Annotated in this window: 16 protein-coding genes and 1 pseudogene; 12 read left to right on the forward strand and 5 right to left on the reverse strand. The window is 45.5% G+C overall.

Annotated elements, in window-relative coordinates:
- Nucleotides 1-67: 67 nt before the first annotated feature.
- The 3 genes from IEX98_RS01220 (at nt 68) to IEX98_RS01230 (ending at nt 3,529) form a co-directional block, all read left to right on the forward strand.
- Nucleotides 68-574, forward strand: a complete 507-nt coding sequence (locus IEX98_RS01220; RefSeq protein WP_188887122.1) for a hypothetical protein — start codon at nt 68-70, stop codon at nt 572-574.
- 487 nt (nt 575-1,061) lie between these two features.
- Complete coding sequence (locus IEX98_RS01225) at nt 1,062-2,165, forward strand: DUF3626 domain-containing protein (RefSeq protein WP_188887123.1); 1,104 nt, start codon at nt 1,062-1,064, stop codon at nt 2,163-2,165.
- Nucleotides 2,166-2,512: 347 nt separating this feature from the next.
- Nucleotides 2,513-3,529, forward strand: a complete 1,017-nt coding sequence (locus IEX98_RS01230) for a phosphotransferase (protein WP_188887918.1) — start codon at nt 2,513-2,515, stop codon at nt 3,527-3,529.
- A gap of 102 nt (nt 3,530-3,631) precedes the next feature.
- On the opposite strand, the gene IEX98_RS01235 is transcribed toward IEX98_RS01230, so the two are convergent.
- The 3 genes from IEX98_RS01235 to IEX98_RS01245 form a co-directional block, all read right to left on the reverse strand.
- On the reverse strand, nt 3,632-4,801 hold the full coding sequence (locus IEX98_RS01235) for an MFS transporter (protein WP_188887124.1): 1,170 nt from the start codon (nt 4,799-4,801) through the stop codon (nt 3,632-3,634).
- Nucleotides 4,802-5,072: 271 nt separating this feature from the next.
- Nucleotides 5,073-5,381 (reverse strand): ArsR/SmtB family transcription factor, encoded by a 309-nt coding sequence (locus IEX98_RS01240; protein ID WP_188887125.1) that lies wholly within the window; start codon nt 5,379-5,381, stop codon nt 5,073-5,075.
- A 105-nt stretch (nt 5,382-5,486) separates the two neighbouring features.
- Nucleotides 5,487-6,362, reverse strand: a complete 876-nt coding sequence (locus tag IEX98_RS01245; RefSeq protein WP_188887126.1) for an AraC family transcriptional regulator — start codon at nt 6,360-6,362, stop codon at nt 5,487-5,489.
- 123 nt (nt 6,363-6,485) lie between these two features.
- On the opposite strand from IEX98_RS01245, the gene IEX98_RS01250 reads away from it, so the two are divergent.
- From IEX98_RS01250 to IEX98_RS01260, 4 genes and pseudogenes are all read left to right on the forward strand, one after another.
- Nucleotides 6,486-7,883, forward strand: coding sequence for an MATE family efflux transporter (locus tag IEX98_RS01250; RefSeq protein ID WP_188887127.1), 1,398 nt, complete (start codon nt 6,486-6,488; stop codon nt 7,881-7,883).
- Between the two features lie 31 nt (nt 7,884-7,914).
- Nucleotides 7,915-8,076, forward strand: a pseudogene (locus IEX98_RS29480) (maltose acetyltransferase domain-containing protein); the annotation flags it as partial.
- A 246-nt stretch (nt 8,077-8,322) separates the two neighbouring features.
- Nucleotides 8,323-8,526: a DapH/DapD/GlmU-related protein gene (locus tag IEX98_RS29485; protein ID WP_374705315.1), complete on the forward strand. Its 204-nt coding sequence runs from the start codon at nt 8,323-8,325 to the stop codon at nt 8,524-8,526.
- Between the two features lie 30 nt (nt 8,527-8,556).
- Complete coding sequence (locus tag IEX98_RS01260; RefSeq protein WP_188887128.1) at nt 8,557-9,171, forward strand: sugar O-acetyltransferase; 615 nt, start codon at nt 8,557-8,559, stop codon at nt 9,169-9,171.
- A 57-nt stretch (nt 9,172-9,228) separates the two neighbouring features.
- On the opposite strand, the gene IEX98_RS01265 is transcribed toward IEX98_RS01260, so the two are convergent.
- The gene (locus tag IEX98_RS01265) at nt 9,229-9,705 is read right to left on the reverse strand and encodes a YfbM family protein (protein ID WP_188887129.1); all 477 of its coding nucleotides are present in this window, start codon (nt 9,703-9,705) and stop codon (nt 9,229-9,231) included.
- Between the two features lie 172 nt (nt 9,706-9,877).
- On the opposite strand from IEX98_RS01265, the gene IEX98_RS01270 reads away from it, so the two are divergent.
- From IEX98_RS01270 to IEX98_RS01280, 3 genes are read left to right on the forward strand one after another with little or no spacing between them, the layout of a single operon-like run.
- Complete coding sequence (locus IEX98_RS01270) at nt 9,878-11,086, forward strand: helix-turn-helix domain-containing protein (protein WP_188887130.1); 1,209 nt, start codon at nt 9,878-9,880, stop codon at nt 11,084-11,086.
- A 57-nt stretch (nt 11,087-11,143) separates the two neighbouring features.
- Nucleotides 11,144-12,136: an ABC transporter substrate-binding protein gene (locus IEX98_RS01275; protein WP_229691928.1), complete on the forward strand. Its 993-nt coding sequence runs from the start codon at nt 11,144-11,146 to the stop codon at nt 12,134-12,136.
- A complete protein-coding gene (locus tag IEX98_RS01280; protein ID WP_188887131.1) occupies nt 12,133-12,939 on the forward strand; it encodes an alpha/beta hydrolase in 807 nt (268 codons plus the stop codon). Before IEX98_RS01275 ends, IEX98_RS01280 begins: the two co-directional genes overlap by 4 nt.
- 189 nt (nt 12,940-13,128) lie before the next feature.
- On the opposite strand, the gene IEX98_RS01285 is transcribed toward IEX98_RS01280, so the two are convergent.
- Entirely contained in the window at nt 13,129-15,264 is a 2,136-nt protein-coding gene (locus IEX98_RS01285; RefSeq protein ID WP_188887132.1) for an alpha-galactosidase, read from the reverse strand.
- A gap of 284 nt (nt 15,265-15,548) precedes the next feature.
- Between IEX98_RS01285 and IEX98_RS01290 the strand changes: the two genes are divergently transcribed.
- Nucleotides 15,549-16,541, forward strand: coding sequence for a LacI family DNA-binding transcriptional regulator (locus tag IEX98_RS01290; RefSeq protein ID WP_188887133.1), 993 nt, complete (start codon nt 15,549-15,551; stop codon nt 16,539-16,541).
- A 117-nt stretch (nt 16,542-16,658) separates the two neighbouring features.
- Nucleotides 16,659-18,050: an ABC transporter substrate-binding protein gene (locus IEX98_RS01295; RefSeq protein ID WP_188887134.1), complete on the forward strand. Its 1,392-nt coding sequence runs from the start codon at nt 16,659-16,661 to the stop codon at nt 18,048-18,050.
- Nucleotides 18,051-18,171 lie beyond the last annotated feature (121 nt).

The following is an 18,171-nucleotide window of genomic DNA, read 5'->3' on the forward strand; positions in this document are numbered from 1 at the left end:
AAAAGTTATACATGCCATGTATGCGAGTTACCTGAGGAGCCCAGCTAAAAGAAACTGGAGCGGGGAAATGGTGATTTTTCCAGGGAGATGGATAACTTGGTCACTATTTTTACTATTGCTGTTGGCTATTGCTGTGAGTATCGGTTTATTCGCGGATACTATAAATGATGTGGAGATCAGTCCGAATGGCGATATCTATTATGAGGATGACGCTGTGGAGTACAAGATCATTTTCTTTTTCACTAGCGTAATCATTGCGTTTAGTCTGCTTCTCTGCTGGATTGCTTCGTTGATCTCCAAAGTTGTTATCAGCAAGGAAGAGATTCGTTCGTACAAATGGTATGGAAGAAAAACGATAAGCTTCAACGATATTATCCGAATTGATAGAACCAAGCTTTTTGGAGGAGCTATCGTTATCGTGGCACAAAAGAAATCTATGATGATTACACTTGATAATCGGGGTATCAGTCATTTCGTTAAGTTCTTATCGGAACAATTAGGATCTGATCGAACTGAAAATGCCACTGCATTAATTGCCGAACGGAAAAAAATGATTCAATTCAAAGAAATTTAAACGAATTCGAAAAAAAGGTCAATTAGGGTCAATCTTGGCCAGGATTGACCTTTTTAGTGTGTAAAGCGTCCGCTAAATTCGGCGGTGCCGATACTTTCATATGCCGTCATCTGTACGCCCCTAATCACAGTAACATTCAATCGTATCGATCCGATCGTCACTTACCAGATCAATTAATTCAGCTACAGAATGCTGTAATTGTTCAGGCAATTGAGGCTTTAGCAGCTGCAATTCAGCGATCAGGATGGGGATTTCATTTGTAGCAATGAAATGGTCATTATAGTAATCTTTAAGTCTAGCAAGTATAGGAAACGCAATTGGTTGAAAGTTTCTGCTGAAAATACTACGGTGTAAGGATTCATCAATCGGATAATGATAGAGTGTCGTTCCCATTTGGTCCTTAAGGTAACAATCTAACGCCACTGGATTCACCTCTATTTTATCAATTGGATACGCCTTCATTATATAATATAGTTTAAGGCAGGTGATGCAGATGTCAACTAACAGTCGACTTTCGATGTCGCAAAATATGGCAATTCAGCATATCAGTCAGTATGCTGCTTCGAGAAGGGGAGCTGCGCAGGCATCAATCCGAGAAATTCTCCATTTGTCGAATATTTCTTTGAGTAGTTTTGAAGATGCTGTCTCGAAACTTCGATCGCATGCCAGAGTAGCGTTACATTTCCATCCTGATCGTCCGCTTGCGGACAAGAAAAGCGTGGCACAAGCATTACTTGAGCAAGGGATATATAAGAGTCAGTTTGAGACGCAGATTTCTAATGGCAGCGTGTCCGCCTACCCGGGCGGCGCTCGGGATCTTTGGGAGATGAAGCTGTTTGGGGGCGCTTATCAGATGGAGGGCATCGCCAACAGTGAAAGGCCAAAATATGGGGCGTTGGATTTAATGCTGCATTCTGATGGTCCGTCTCCGAGGTTTGGTTCGTGCTATTTCCTTCTTGCTCCACAGGTATCCTATCGTTGCACATATACTTACGGTGGTTCTCAGGATGATCCTCTAGAAAAAGGAACCTATGAAGAATTCGATGACATTTTAGCTGCTGTTCTTAAAGATGCATTCTTTCGAGAATATGCTCTTGGAGAAAAGGGTCTGTCGCCCCCAAAAGTGGTCGATTGGCTCTTGCTCTGCTTAAATCTGCCTATCACTGAACGTTTAAAACAGATGCCCAGTCGAAATCTTGATCACTTCATTGAGGCCCAAATTCACGGTGATATTTTTCTGCATGATGACGTGGAAATACTGGTGGCTGATCCTTCGTTTCAAGGAACAGACATAGAGGCAACTTTTGAGAAGCTATGTTTAAAATATGCAATAGAGCTTCATTGGCATAAGGGATTTGCAATTCAGGCCGATAAAGTGCCACCGGATTTTAGGGGGCCAACTATGCCATCACTCGCCAAACGGTTAGCCATCAATAATCTAATTGACGTTAGAGCAGTCGGAGCTGCGGTCAATGATTTGAAATGCAATCCGGATCTCTGGAGTGATAGAGGGAATTTAGATGAGGTGCTTCAGGAATTGAAATACATGTGGCACGTGCTGGTGCGGTTCGGTGAACCGTATCATAAGTAAGGTATTGATTTTTTTTCCAAAACAGGTTATTTTATAAACAGCTTAGTGATAAGCAAGTTCCTGACACGAAGGGAGATGTTTTGAATGGCAATTACTTATATGGTGGTTTGGTCTTAAAACCGAATAGCAGGCATATGCGTAAAAAGCGGGAAAACGCCCGTATTATTTGCTGTGCCATCCAAAGTAACCTTTCGTGAATATTGCTGTTTGCAGATACGATGAAGGTCGTATCTATTTTGCGTCCTGATGCCGTGCGACAGCAGCTTCTTTTTCGAGGCTGCTTGTCCGCGGCATTTTTGCGTCCAAAAAACAACATTAAAGGAGCTAACAAAAAAACGATGATGGAAATGAATATGAAACCCGAAACGTTGATCTATGTCTTAAGCCAACAGTTCAAGAAGGATATCATCTCGGCGGACTGCCAAACCATACCGCTGCAAGGCGGAACTGTGGGAGATGTATGCCTGGTAACAGGGATCGCCGAAGCCGTAGATGGCGAAAAATTGCCTTACCGTATCGTGCTGAAAGTCCAGAAAAAATGGGAGCGTTACGGCGATCCTGGTTCATGGCGCCGGGAATATGATCTCTATGCATCTGACCTGGGAGCGACGTTCTCGGATGCCCTCCGCTGGCCGACTTGTTATCACGCCGAGATGAATGCCGAAGAGAATAAATTTCAGCTCTGGCTGGAATATATCGATGGCGTAACCGGTTTAGACTTGACCGGTGACATGTATGAACAGGCCGCGCTGGAGTTAGGACGCTATCAAGGCAAGCTGTATGCGGAACAGCCCGCCGTACTGCAGAGCCTGAACAACTTGAGCCATGCGGATCTCATGAAGAATACGTATTTTCATTACCGGTCATGGCCGGTCGTCTACGATTATATACGCTCGGAGGATTGCAAATTCCCGCAGCACATTCGGCAAATGCTGATCGATATCGATGAGCACGCAGACGAGATACTCGCCCGCATTGAGAAGTTGCCCCTCGTGTTATGCCACCGGGACTTCTGGGTGACCAATCTGATCTATGCCGACGGCAAAATCGCGCTCATTGACTGGGATACATCCGGATGGGGTTATCTGGGCGAGGATCTGGCAAGTCTGATTGCGGATGAAGCGGATATCGATCATATGGTCGAATTCTACCAGCGATGTGTCCCCGCGTATTACAAAGGCTTTTCGGAGTATGCGGATATACCCCCTCTTGCGAATCATTGCGTCTACGAGATGATCCTTCTTTGGTTCGGGTACAGACTTGTGGAGTGGTATCTCCACACAGAAGATGATGACGAGAAGATGAAGTGGGTCCATACCCTCCAAAAAATCTATGAAATGAAGACCAGCCCTCTGCAAGGTTAAATCTAAAGAAACTCCGAAAGCCCCAGAATGCAGCGGGTTTTCGGAGTTTCTTTTATACAGGTATAGCATTACCCAGGAAATATGACTTCAATCTGCTAGGCATTAGTGTGACCCTGTTAATGTAGAACGGTAGATGGAGGTTCTCAGCATGATCGCAAGGAAGGAGAGGACCATAAAGATTACACCGCCCCATACGACGTGCTCTGTTCCCATTCCTGAGATGAATAAACCGCCTACGGATGTGCCGATTGTAACGCCGAGATTCCCAAAAGCGACAAACAGGCCATTGGCGAAATCAGGCGCTTCGGAAGCCGCGGATGTAATCCAGTATTGTGAAATATTCAGACCAAACGTGAACAGTATGCCCCATACTAAAATTAGGATGGCCATCGGAATCGTGAATGCACCCATGAAATAAATGAGCACATAAATTACGCCTAATGCGAATGGAAACACGAGAGCAGTTCGGGCCGCATTAGAGCTCAGCCATTTTCCGGCAAACAAATTGCCCAGAATACCTGTAACACCGAATAAGACTAACATGAAGCTGATCATGCCGCCGGACATATGAGTAACTTTTTCCATATACTCTGCAAAGAAGCTAAATACAGCATACACCCCTGAGAGTATGAATGCGGCAGTTGCCATGCTTAGCCACACTACAGGTTTTTTCAGAACGCTTAGCTGAGAACCGTAGGATTGCCGCTCTGTTACAGGCATAGATGGGATGAACAGAAGAATGGCAAAGAAGGTAAGGGCATTCACTAAGGCAAAGAACGACATAGCCAATTCAATCGTGGAGACGTCTGCGATAAAAGAGGTGATCGGAATTCCGATGACCATTCCGGCCGTAACCCCCATAAATACACGGGAGATTGCTTTAGGCGCTTGGTCTTTGCTGACGAAGCTGGCCGCAGACGTAAAGGCGACGGAGAAATACACGGGATGCAAAAAGGCAGGAATAATTCGCGCAATTAAGGCGACAGTAAAGTTAGACGCGAATATAGAAATGACGTTGGTGACGAGAAATAATCCGACAACCAGAAGCATGACGTTCTTGCGGTTCATTCCAGAGAAAACTAAAGGCAGAATAGGCCCGGCAACTGCCACGGCAAGTGCGAAGAGACTAACCAGCAGACCTGCCTGTGATACGGTGACGTCATATTTCTGAGCAATTTGCGGCAAAATGCCGATAATGCCCATCTCGGTATTAATGATGCCAAAGATACCGAAGGCGAGAATGAGAACGATAAGTGATTTTGATTTAGCCATGAGATGGTTCAACTCCGATATAATTTATAGTAGACAGCCGCTTATATGCAATCATCGATAAGCAGCTAACGTTGTGCGAACAGCTTCAGCATGAGATCGGAGCTCCTTTTTTATATCTATCAATTAGACAATTATAAAACTATCATATTGAAAATCGTTCGTCAAGCTTTGCAATTTACAGTGGAAATATAAAAAAGGAGCCCTTCGGCTCCTTCATGAAAGTGCATTTGTTGTTCGTAATTAATCGATTTCAAAGAAACAAAAAAACCTCTCACGCCGGAGAGGTGGAAGGCAAAGCTTGTATAATTTCTCCCAATTGCGTTAAGTATGCCTGCAGCACTTCCTCTTGCAGGACATAGCTCATGAACTTTCCTTCGCGAAAGCCTTCAATTAATCCAGCTGTCTCAAGCTCTTTGAGATGATGAGAGATCGTTGCCGCACTAACCGGGTGTGTTTCATGCATCATGCTGCATGGCAGCGGCCCTTTGGCTGCTCCTATTTCTTTGAGCATCTGATAACGCCGCGGTTCGGCAAGCGCCCGTGAAATTCTCGAAAACTGTTGGTCCGATAAGGTAACCATTGAGTGTGTTTCCCCTTTCTCGATGGCATAAGTGAGTCGATTTTGTTAAAAAGTTTATAGACATCATATCATAGAATTTTGAAGATTTGAAACTTGACCACTATTCTAGCAACGAGCCTTCCTGCGGTATTCCTTTGGGACGATCCCCATTTCCTTTTGAAACACAAATGAATAATAGCTTGCACTTTGAAAGCCGCAAGATATAGAAATCTCACTGATGGATCTGTCGGTATGAAGCAGCAGCTCACAGCTTTTTTGGATCCGGTATTTGATTAGATAGGCGTTTGGCGGTTGTCCTACATACTTATCGAACAGAATACAGCATTGGCTTCTGCTTACTGATCCTGCTTTTGCAATATCATCAAGCTTTATTTTGTTTTCATAATTGCCATGTATGAATGCAGTCATTTTCCATACATAAATCCATGACTGATCGATCTGAGCATGTTCTTTCACCTCTGCGATATGATCCCCAATATTCGCGCAAAGGGACAGTGCCATGGACAGCAATTGAAGCGGATTACAGTCTGGACTGTGCATCTCTTCATAAAGTTGGGTTAGGCTAATGAGCGCATTTTGTTGCCAGGAAACATGATCATGTAACCGGATATAGTCCACTGTATTTGAACCAAACTTCTCATCCCAATATTGTTTGCCAATCCAGCGATCATTTCCTAGCAAGGAAGAATTAATGCAAACGACGATATAGCTGCAATCGGAATTATCGGAAGAAAAACCATAGTGCAACCGCTTGCTATTGACGAATATTCCGCTTCCCTTTTCCAAATGAACCGTTTCTCCGTTAACAAAAAAACTCATATAGCCTTCGATAACTGAAATGAACTCCAAATCAGGATGCCAATGGCATGTTGCGGATAATTGGTCAAAAGTATGCAGAGTTCCCTTCTTGACGTACAAGTCGAGATTATTCAGATTGTAGTTCAATTTCTCAGATAGGTCTGAAAAAACATCCAGCTGCATTTGTTTAAATCACCTCTCTAATAAATATGATTTTGATATTATTATAGTCAATTCTGATGGTTATACCTATGAAAATGTATTATTTTTTTATTATGCTTAAAGTTCAGAGAGGGGAGGAAGGATATGCTGCGCCATTTAAAATGGAGTTTTCATAACGACAAAAACTTTAACCGTCAATTGATCAGCCTAGTCGTACTAATCACTTTACAGAATCTTATCTCAGCGCTAGCCATTACGGTGGATGTCGTTATGTTGGGTTTCATCAATCAATCGTTGATGTCTGCTGTATCTTTGGCCGGACAAATCACGTTTGTATTAACTTTATTTTATATGGGATTGGCTACAGGAGCAGGTGTCCTAACCGCACAGTATTGGGGGAAAAAAGATTTAAAAACAATTCAACGTGTTCTTAATATCGGTTGTATATATTCGATTATTATTTCCTGTGTGTTTTATGGATTATCTTTTTTTATGCCTGATACGTTGATGCAATTATTTACAAAGGACGGGGAGTTAATCCGGTATGGATCAAGCTTCCTGCAAGTTATTTCATTTTCTTATTTAGTAAGCGGAGTTTCACAGATGTACTTTAGTGTGATAAGAAGTATGGAAAATGCACGCTTCAGTGCTTGGATTAGCTCCATATGCCTCATTGTAAATATTCTGCTTAATGCACTAAGTATTTTTGTTCTCTGTCCAGGCGATCCGGAAAGAGCTGTTATTGCAGTCGCTTTATCTACGGTTATTGCACGTGTTTTAGAGCTTTGCTGTTGCATTATCCATTCGGGAAATAAAAAAATAAATTTCAAATTTGCTTGGCGTGATATGCTCCAACACAAATTGCAAAAGGATTTCTTAAAGTATACGCTGCCAGTCCAAGGGAATTATATCGTGTGGGGATGCGCTTTGACTGCATCTACAGCGATAATCGGTCATTTCAATGCCGATATGGTTGCTGCAAACTCCGTCGCCTCGGTCGTTAAAAATTTGGCTATCGTATTTTGCGGAGGCCTTGCAAGCGGGGGCGCTATACTCGTAGGCAAATATCTAGGAAAAGGTGAAATTGAGAAGGCTATTAGTGCCGGCAAACAAATAAATGCATACGCCGTGCTGTTTGGTATCCTCGCAGGCATTATCGTCTTAATAATTAAACCTTTCGTTTTTCAAATTGTAAATCTTAATGAGCAAGCGCAAAGCTATCTGAGCGGAATGCTGTTTATATGTGCTTATTACTGTATTCCGAAATCAATAAACTCCTCCACAATTGGAGGCATTTTTGTCGCGGGGGGTGATTCCAAGTTTGGATTTTGGTGCGACACTATTGTCATGTGGGGCATCATCCTGCCGCTAGGGTATTTAAGCGCATTCGTATGGCAGCTCCCGCCAATCACTTTATTCGCAATTCTATCATTGGACGAAGTGATTAAATCTCCGATTGCTTTATACCGTTATCGTAAATTCAAGTGGCTTAACAATATAACAAGAGATCTTTCTGGAGCTGGGCATGAGCTAGTTAGATGAGGAGGAATGAAATTTGAATATCAGAGAACGTATGGCGAGTATTCAGCTGTTTACCGACCATGATGCGAATTATCCTGAAGAAGCGGCAGCATTAGCTAAAGCTCGTCAACGCGGCAAAGCGCTTTGTTATGAAATTAACCGTATGCACCCTGATGACACGGAAGGCCGGTTGAAGTTGATGAAAGAGCTGTTTGGAAGCATGGGCGAGAATGTATGGATGGAACCGCCAATTTGCATGGCCTATGGTTCAAACACAACAATCGGGAACGGCGTTTATATCAATTTCAATCTAACTGTTATTGACGATTATAAAGTAACGATTGGAAATAATGTGATGTTTGGACCTAATGTGACGATCGCCGTTACGAATCATCCTCTGCACCCTGACGTGCGAAGAGCGGGAGGCATGTTCGCATTGCCAGTCGTCATTGAAGATGATGTGTGGATTGGAAGTGGAGCTATAATTGTCCCCGGTGTTACAATTGGCAAAGGAAGTGTTATTGGGGCTGGGAGTGTGGTCACCAAGAACATACCTGCTAACGTAATTGCAGTCGGGAATCCATGCAGAGTGCTTCGTGAAATGACGGAACGGGACAAGGACTATTATTACAAAGACATGCGCGTCGATGAGGTTCAATGGTAATGCTATTCGATTAAAGGGGAGATTATTAGAATGAATATTAAAGATCAACTGCATAATGGCAGCTTATACTTGCCTGGAGATGAACAATTAGCTAAAGAGCAAACGATTTGTCTCGAAAAACTCTATGATTTTAACCAGACACGGCCCTTGGAGTATGACAAAAGAACCTCGTTACTCAAAGAGATGTTTGCCGAAATTGGTGAGGGGTGCTACATTGAACCCCCGCTTCATTCTAATTGGGGCGGCAAGCATGTTCACTTTGGGAAAAAAATATATGCCAACTTCAATTTGACGTTGGTTGATGATACGCATATTTATGTTGGTGATTACACCATGTTTGGTCCTAATGTGACGGTAGCAACGGCCGGACATCCGATCTTGCCGGAGCTTCGTGAACAGGCTTATCAATATAACGCACCTGTATCGATCGGGAAAAATTGCTGGATAGGAGCTGGTGCAATCTTGCTGCCTGGTGTTTCCATTGGAGATAATACTGTCATTGGGGCAGGCAGTATAGTGACAAAGGATATACCAGCAAACGTTGTTGCGGTTGGCAATCCGTGCAAGGTGCTTCGAGAAATCAATGAACATGATGCAAAATATTATTTCAAAAATCGGAAAATCGCCGATAGTGATCTCATTTAATGAAAAAGGAGCAGAATATCCCTTTGATTGGGACGTTCTGCTCCTTATTTTGTACGACTAGAAAATATAAAAGATAATGCCCTTGCCTTCGGCTGCAGCTTGGCTGTAAAAACGCTGGATCTCTTCAAAATTTTGCAGCACATAAGCGAAAAGCTCATCCTCGTCTTCATCTTCAACAAACGGATAGATCTCCTCTTTTACCATTGCCTGAAAATCATACCGCAAGCGGAGCTGCCCTTCATCCAGTTCAGCTATCGCCTGATGTGCTTCAGCAACTTGCCCGGCCCGCAAATAAAAGGCTCCAAAAGCGCCATATTCCAGGTGTTGGCTGGTTAACAGCGGCACAACATAGCCAAGGGGAGGCTCGCCATCCGAAATATCTTTGCAGAGCAAGTAGTGAATGGCCTCCCAGGACTTGTCGATATCGAGATTGGGATAGTCATCCGGATTCAAATTATGGAGTTCAGCTTTTCCTTCAGTAACTTGTTGTACCAGTGTGTCATCAATCGCAAAGTAACGGCCGATCATTCCCATCTTCTCAAACCCTCCATTTTATAGTAGTGAATATACTAATTATAGCATTTGTTTACAGAATCCAAAGCCACATTGATATCTATAGAAAGATCGCCTATTATTATTGAGAATGATTTTTATTATTAATTAACTAATAGATTCAACTGTTCAGATGTGAGGGGGGAATGCTTGAATGGAACATCTGCCTGTGCAACATGCTTCCGCCCGCTTGGGGGATGCTCAGAAACGAGCCTCTTTGGAGCATGTGCGCAATTATATAAGGACTAATTTCGGAGAACCTTTGACCCTTGATCTGCTTGCTCAAGAAGCAGGCTTGAGCGCCAAATATTTGAGCGAAGCGTTCAAGAAGGCATTCGGGCAAAGCGTGACCGATTATTTGACTTCGCTGCGTATCGGCCATGCGAAGCAGCTGCTTCGCGATACGGATTGGGGGCTGCGCGATATTGCCCGTGCTTGCGGGTATAGCGATGAATTTTATTTTAGCCGCAAGTTCAAGAAGGAAGCAGGCATGGCTCCATCTGCATACGGTCAAAAGTTTTTCAATCGTATTTCGACAATTTGTACACCGCTCGTTGGAAATTTGCTTGCGTTAGGCATCGTGCCGATTGCCGCGCCTCTGGACCCGAAATGGACGCCTTATTATCACTATTACTATCATTCTGAGATAGAGGTGCACTTGCATTATCAGAATAGCTGCAAAGATGAGGAAAATATGAGAATGCTGGTAGCAGCAAAGCCGGACATTGTGTTTACCCAGGAGAAAATTGAGGGACATGCAATTAGTCAATTGGAGATGGCGGGTGTACGAACGTTTCAGGTGGAGTTAACGGATTGGAAAAAGCAGCTTAGAGAGATGGCTGCCGTATTAGGCAAAGAAGTGGCTTGCGAGTCGTGGATATACGGCTACGAAGCGAGATTAGCCGAAGTGAAGGAGGATATTCGTCAAGCGGCAGGACAGGATCAGTTTGCTGTTCTGCGTATAGCGGACGATCAACTATTTCTGTATACAAACAGAGGCATTCGTAGCGTACTGTTTCAAGACCTTGGCCTGCATGCTGCACCGGGACAGCAAGAGTTATGCAACAGGCTGGTTACCCTAGAAGAGCTGCAAGCTATTAACCCGGATCGTCTTCTGCTCATGGTCTGTCTGAATGCCCGCACACGGCATCAATGGCTCGCTCTCCAACACAACCCGTTGTGGCAACAGCTTAGGGCCGTTCAGTCCGGGCGGATTTATTCGCTGCCATCCAATCCATGGCTGGAATATTCGGCCGTTTCGGTGTATCGCTTATTAGAAGAAACGTTTATGCTGCTGACCGGAAAAAGTCCAAATCCCGTACCGACTTCTGTCCATGGCCTATTGCCAAGTACAGGCGTATAATCCATTCTTGTGAGAATCATTATCAACACAACGAAGAGATAAAGGGGATGAACGATTTTGTTTAAGGTTTGGAGCAAGAATCAGAAGCTGTGGTCCATGTTTACCGGGGTACTTGTACTGGCTGTTCTTATCGCTGGATGCGGTAATGCAGGGGGAAATAGTAATAGTAAGGCTGAGCCGCAACAGCCTGCTGAGGAGAAACAGGAGGGTGGGGCGACTTATCCGATGGTCGTTACGGACGAGCTTGGTCATGAGGTAACGATACCTGCAAAGCCAACTCGCATATTTGCTCCGATATTGGAGGATTCGCTGGTCTCCTTGGGAGTTAAACCTGTCGTTCAATGGTCGAACGGGGTCCGGCTGCAGGAATATTTGCAGGATCAACTTAGCGATGTGCCCGTTATTACGTTTACTAACGGTGTACCGCCCGTATCTGAAGCGGTTTTAGCCTATTCGCCTGATTTAATTATTTTGCATAACAAGAACTATTCCGATAATGGCATCTACGAGCAATATTCAAAGATTGCCCCTACTTATGTGTTTAAGAGCGCTACAATGGATGTCTCGAATTCGCTGCAAATTTTGGGACAAATATTGGGTGAGCAGGAGAAGGCAGAGGAAGTTCTGACGGGATATGCAGAGAAGGTTAAGGCCGCCAAGGAGAAGCTGGGAGCGGCTATCGAAGGAAAAAAAGCGGCTATTATCCGTTTTAACTCGAAGGGTATGTTTTTTATGAGCAGCGATTATTTTGGCGGATATGTACTGGCGCATGACTTGGGCTTGAGCCAGCCTGAGCTGGCGAAGAGCGGGGCTTTGGAAGTATCCTATGAAATTTTGCCTGATCTTGACGCCGATTATATCATTCTGGTTAAGGATGGTCATTCCGGCGACAGCACTTTAGATGAGCTAAAAGCAAGCAAGCTGTGGAATAGCAATCAAGCGGTGAAAAACGGCCATGTACTTGAGACAGCCAACGAATATTGGCTTACGGGTGGCGTAATCGCACAGAGCAAGGTCGTAGACGATATGGTAAAATTCTTGGCGCCATGAGCAAGTTGACTGAAAAACCATTCCTAGCCGAACGCTGCTATGAATATGAGATGACTTCTGCTCAGGGCGGTCATTACCGGATTCTGATTGGAACTCCCCAAGCAGGAGAAGAACCTCCGGCGAACGGTTATCCGGTTATTTATGCTCTGGATGGGGATGCGATGTTCCAGACGCTTGCTGAAGCTGTTCGGCTGCAGACGCGCAAGCCCAAGGGATATGATCCTATCCTCGTAATCGGAATCGCGTATCCGTCCAAAGAGCCTTTCGATGTGGAGCGGCGCTGCTTAGACTTTACCATGTCAGCAGAAGGGAGCAAGCTCCCGGCTAGACCGGACGGCAGGCCATGGCCGGAGCATGGGGGAGCGGATCATTTCCTCGACTTCATTGAACTGGAGCTAAAGCCCGCAATTGCCGAACAATGGCCGATCGACTTCGAACGTCAGCTCATCGTTGGTCATTCGCTGGGGGGACTGCTTGTCCTGCACGCCTTATTTACTAGACCGCAGCTATTTACGCATTATGCCGCAGGCAGTCCGTCTGTATGGTGGGCTGAAGACAAGATTTTCAAAGAGCAAGAGCAGTTTGCGCGTACTTGGCAGAGAGACTCGCACATCCGGCTGCAGCTGACTGTTGGCGCTGACGAGCTGCCTCATATGGTGCAAGGGAGCGAGCGAATGGCTCAAGCAATGCGCCCTTTAGCGGAAAAGGGGATCACAACGAGTATGATCCGGTTTGAAGAGGAGGATCATGTAAGTGTTCTCCCAGCTATGTTAAGCCGCCTGCCTCGGTTTATAGGGTCATAATGCAAAGTAGGCGATGGGGCAATGGAATCAAGAATGGCAGCACGAACCAATACGCGCAGCGGACCCGGATGGATGCTGGAACGGTGCGTGTAAGCAAACCGCCGCATGTGCAGCGGACCCGGGGGCGGGAATGTAGCATCCCAATAAAAAAAGCCGCAGACAAACTGCGGCTTTTTCCCATGCTCTATTTTAATCCACATTTACCCGATTAATCTTCAACAGCTTGCTCGCCATATCGCCATGCAGATTAACGTCAATTCCTCTGGCCATCAGTGCACGGCCGCTAAGCGGCTCTTCGATGTCGCTCACCTTGTACAGCGACTCTTCCTGAAGACCTCTCAAATAAATACGAGGCGACGGATTTTGGAATTTTTGCGGATGCATGAGCGCGATGACCACCGATTCATTCTTATCGGCTGTTACATATTGAACAGCCGTCGTATTGCCTTCCCTTGGGGAAAGAAGACGATATTGGTCGCCCTTCTGAACAATATGACGAATCGATTTGTACTCTTCTACCCAGAAGCGGGATTCTTCCAGCTCCTCTTCAGACCACTGGGTCAAATTACCCCCGATGCCAAGCGAGCCCATCATGGACGAATGGAAACGGTAAGCTACAGAGGCAGGGCGGTTTTTCACCCATTTGCCGGCATCGGCAACCCAGCACATCATCGCTTGCGCATTGTAGCCCATGGAATAACCCTCTTGAATGAACAATCTTTCATAAGGGTCCGTATTATCGCTGGTCCAGACCTCGTCGGTCAGGCTCATGATGCCCAGATCGATCCGTGCACCGCCGCCCGAGCAAGCTTCAAACGCGACATGCGGGTGGTTTTTCCGCAGGCGAGCGATAATATCGTACAATCCTTGAACGTGACGAACCCAAATTTCTTTTTGATTTTCTTTAGGAGCATCAGGCCAGCCCGGCTCGCTAAAGGAACGGTTCATGTCCCACTTCACGAAGTGGATGTTATTGCTGCTAAGCAGCTTATCAAGCGCTTCGAACATGAAGGCTTGAACCTCAGGCTTCGTAACGTTCAGCACCAATTGATTGCGGCTTTCTGTACGCGGCCGATTCGGGAAGTGATAGACCCAATCCGGATGGTTCCGGTACAAATTGCTGTCCGGATTGACCATCTCAGGTTCAACCCAGATGCCGAATTTCATTCCCAGCGACTCTACCTTATCGATCAGCGGCTTGAGGCCATTCGGGAATTTCTCCGGATTAACCGTCCAATCCCCAAGTCCGGCGCGGTCATGGTTCCGTTCGCCAAACCAGCCGTCGTCAATAACGAACAATTCTACCCCGATCGCGGCAGCTTTTTCTGCCAGCTGCACTTGACCTTGCTCGGTTACATCGAAGTAAGTAGCTTCCCATGAATTGTACAGAACAGGCCTAACGTCCTGGGCAATAGGTTGAGGCAATACATGCTCGCGCTGGTAGCTGTGAAGATTGCGGCTAGCCTGACCGAAGCCTCCGCGCGTATATCCGCCAACGAATCCCGGTGTCTGGAACGAGCTTCCGCCCGCCAAATGCCAGGAGAAGTCAAAGTCGTGAACGCCGCCGGAAACCTGCAGCAGCTTGAACGGATTGTACTCAACGGTAATTTTCCAGTTGCCGCTCCAAGCAAGCGCTCCGTACCACACTTCGCCCTGATCCTCGTCAGCAGTCCCGCGGTCGATTGCGAACCATGGGTTGGCCTGAGCGCCCGTATTGCCCCGTCGGCTTTCCAGTGTCTTTTTACCCGGTGTAATCTCATCCCGATAGATCTGAGTCTCCTCAATCCATTTGCCAGCGAGATGCGTCAAGCGGTAGCGGTTTCCTCTGGGCGCATGCCATGTTCCAGAAAGCGCTTGCTCTAATGTGATTGCCTCTTGTCCTGTATTCTCGATCACGGCATATCGTTCGATAATATCTTGTCCAGGGAACAACCGGTAGTGCAAATGGACCAGCAGCGGATAATAGGAGTCCTGAAGGACAATGACCAGCTCATCCATCTGCTCGCCTTCGTTCATACGGTGTTCCTTGTATACGAGTCTTGTATCTCTTACGTCATCGGAAAAGGTAGCTTTCAAGCATGGCTCATTATAGTACATCCCGCCCCATGCAGGGTATTCCTGCTGAGTAATTCCGCCCGATGGTTCAAAGGAGGAGTGATGAATCGCTACATTTGAATCCGGCAAATCGGTTATAAAAGGCAGCTTGGAGCCGTAATACAGATGCTGCAGCGTTCCATTCCGATCTACGCCTAGTCCATAAGATATGTTGTTGCCTTGGAGCAGCCAACGTGACGTTTGTTTATCAAACCATAATGCCAATCCCATTCGCCTCTTTCTAAATTTTAGTGAATAATTACTTTATAAGTGTAGTATAATTAAGTAAAAAAAGGAATGGTATTTTTGATATTGCGATTATAAAGCGCTGTCATTTAGTAAAAGGCAGGAAAAAGCGTTTTCAAATTTTTGATTGTCAAAATATTCTTTATTTGCTATGATCAAATTGTTCCGAAAATAAGCTGTAAATTCAGTGAAATTAACACCTTGTATTTCACTGAAAGAAAAACATAAAATATAACTGAATATATAAACTAGACAGGGTGAAATCGAAGATGGCTACAATTCGTGATATTGCTAATTTGGCAAAAGTTTCCAGTGTGACCGTCTCCCGGGTACTCAACAAAGACAACACGCTTTCCGTCTCCAAAGAAACCAGGGAACGTATCTTAGCCATTGCGGAGGAGTTGAATTATAAGACGCCGAGAAACCGCAAAGGAAAAGAAAACTCAGATTTATCAAACATCAAGATCGGAACTGTCATGTTTTTGACGGAGCATCAGGAGGAGATGGACCATTACTTTCTCGCTATCCGTCAGGGAATCGAGAAGGAATGCGTTGCGCAGGGCATTAACTCTACCAATATCCTGAGAATGTCATTGTTTACAAATCCGGAATTGAACTTTGACGATGTAGACGGAGTCATTTTTATTGACCGGTCGTTTGACTTTACGGTGCAGCATGAGAGTCAGGTTAAAAATGTCGTCTTTATCGACTCGTCTCCCGATGTCGAAAGCTTTGACTCAGTCGTCATCGATTTCGAAAGAGTAACGATGCTGGCGATCAATCATTTGATCTCGCTTGGTCATACCCGGATCGGATACATCGGCGGTTTTCGTACATATGGCAAGGATCAGCGCGAATATTATTTCGAGCGGATTATGGCGGAAAAGGGGCTGCTGGATCCCGAACATATTTTTATCGGGGGCTGGGGAACACCGGAAGGCAACCGCTTAATGAAGGAAGCGATTGATAAAGGAAATCTGCCAACAGCTTTTTTTATCGCCAGCGATCATCTTGCTATAGGAGCTATTCATGCGCTTAAGGAAGCAGGAATTCGCGTTCCCGAGGATGTTGCTGTCGTAGGCTTCGATGATATTGAAATATCCGAGTTTATGAGTCCTCCTCTGACTACCATTCGTATTCAGGCGGAAATGATGGGCCGAACAGCGGTGAAGCTGCTGCTGGAGCAAATGAACGGAAGAGAGATTCCATTGCAAGTAACACTGCCGGCAAAGCTGATTGTGCGCAGCAGCTGCGGGTCGTAACTAACAATATCTGAGTGTATAAGAGGAGGTGATGCCTGATTAAGCAGGCAAAAAAGTTTTTCATCTTCAAATGGTAGCGTTCTCAAGAGAATAAAATAACGAGAGGGGTATTATAAGATGACAAAAATGAAAACGCTTTCAATTCTATCTTTGGTAATCGTACTGTTATTTGTGCTGTCTGCATGCAGTGGTGGCAATACGCCGCCGCCGGCTAAACCTTCCGATTCATCCAACCAGGAAGCTGAAGGAAACAAGAACCAAGAGGAAGAGAAAGAGCCTGTAGTGGAAGAAGAGAAGTATGATCTTGGCGGCAGAGAAATCAGATTTTCCGCTTGGTGGGACGGTACGCCAAACCCTGATACGCCAGAGGGCGAGAAGGCGCTGGCGCTGCAGGCCGAAGTGGAAAAAAAATATAACGTAAAAATTAAATACGTCGCTCAGGACATGTGGGAAACAGCAGAGAAGTTTTCCTCTACGGTAATGGCAGGCGAGCCATTCGCCGATGTCGTCCTGGTACCGCACGTATTCGTATTGAGCCTGCTCAAGGGCGGATATTACACAGCGCTGGATGACTTTATGAACGTGAAGGAAGAAAGCAAGCTCTCTGATCTCATTATTGAATCGGGAAGCTATGGCACGGGCAAAACCTATGGTTTTCTGAATTCGGTTGCTCTGTACGACAACACTGGATTGTTCTACAACAAACGGATTTTCCAGGATGCGGGTTTGCCAACGCCTACTGAATTACAAGAGCAAGGAAAATGGGACTGGGATACGTTCGTTGATGTGGCGAAAAAGCTGACTGTCAGCAAAAGCGGCAATGGAAAAATTGATCAATGGGGTCTCACGGGGTCGCAAATGACACTCGGCTCTTACTTGATTTATTCCAATGGCGGTGTAATTTACGACGAGGGTACCGAGAAGATCGCTCTCGATTCGCCGAATGCAATGGAAGGCCTTGAAATGATGAACAAGCTGTACAACGACTATAAAATCGTGAAGCGCGACGAAGGAAACTCATGGGAAGATCCGGTCCGCTACTTCAGAGAAGGCAAAGTCGCGATGTACCCGGCAGGTCTTTGGGAAGTTGGCCGTTTCCAAAAAGAAATGGTAGATGAATATGCATTCGTTCCATTCCCTAAAGGGCCAAAAGCGGACGGCTTCATTATGGGGCAGCCGCAAATGCACATCAACGTCATTCCACGCGGTGTTAAGGATCCTAAGGTCGTCTACAAAATTTGGGAGGACCTGCAAGATTTCGAGCATATCGATGAGAACAACCGCACAACTGCGGAATCCTGGTTTACCGACGAGGCTTCTGTAGAAAATGCTTTGAATACGCTCAAGATTATTAAATTCGCTCGTTACGGCGGATTGAACATCGATGATGCGATGTGGGATCTCGTTCGTGACATTTCCGATTCCAAGCTGACTCCTGCTTCTGGAGTTGCCAAGCTGATGCCGGTTATGCAGGCAAGTGTGGACAAGGTGCTGAAGGGTACGGAATAGCTTAAAGCGATAGTAATGGAATGAAATCCCTGCCATTTCGTACGGGTGGGGATTTATTTTCCTCATATACAGGTACAGGTACTTCGCAAGACGGGTACCTCATAATTTTTCAGCAGGGCAG

Origin of the sequence: Paenibacillus radicis (ex Gao et al. 2016) (assembly GCF_014641555.1) — a bacterium.
GTDB lineage: Bacteria > Bacillota > Bacilli > Paenibacillales > Paenibacillaceae > Pristimantibacillus > Pristimantibacillus radicis.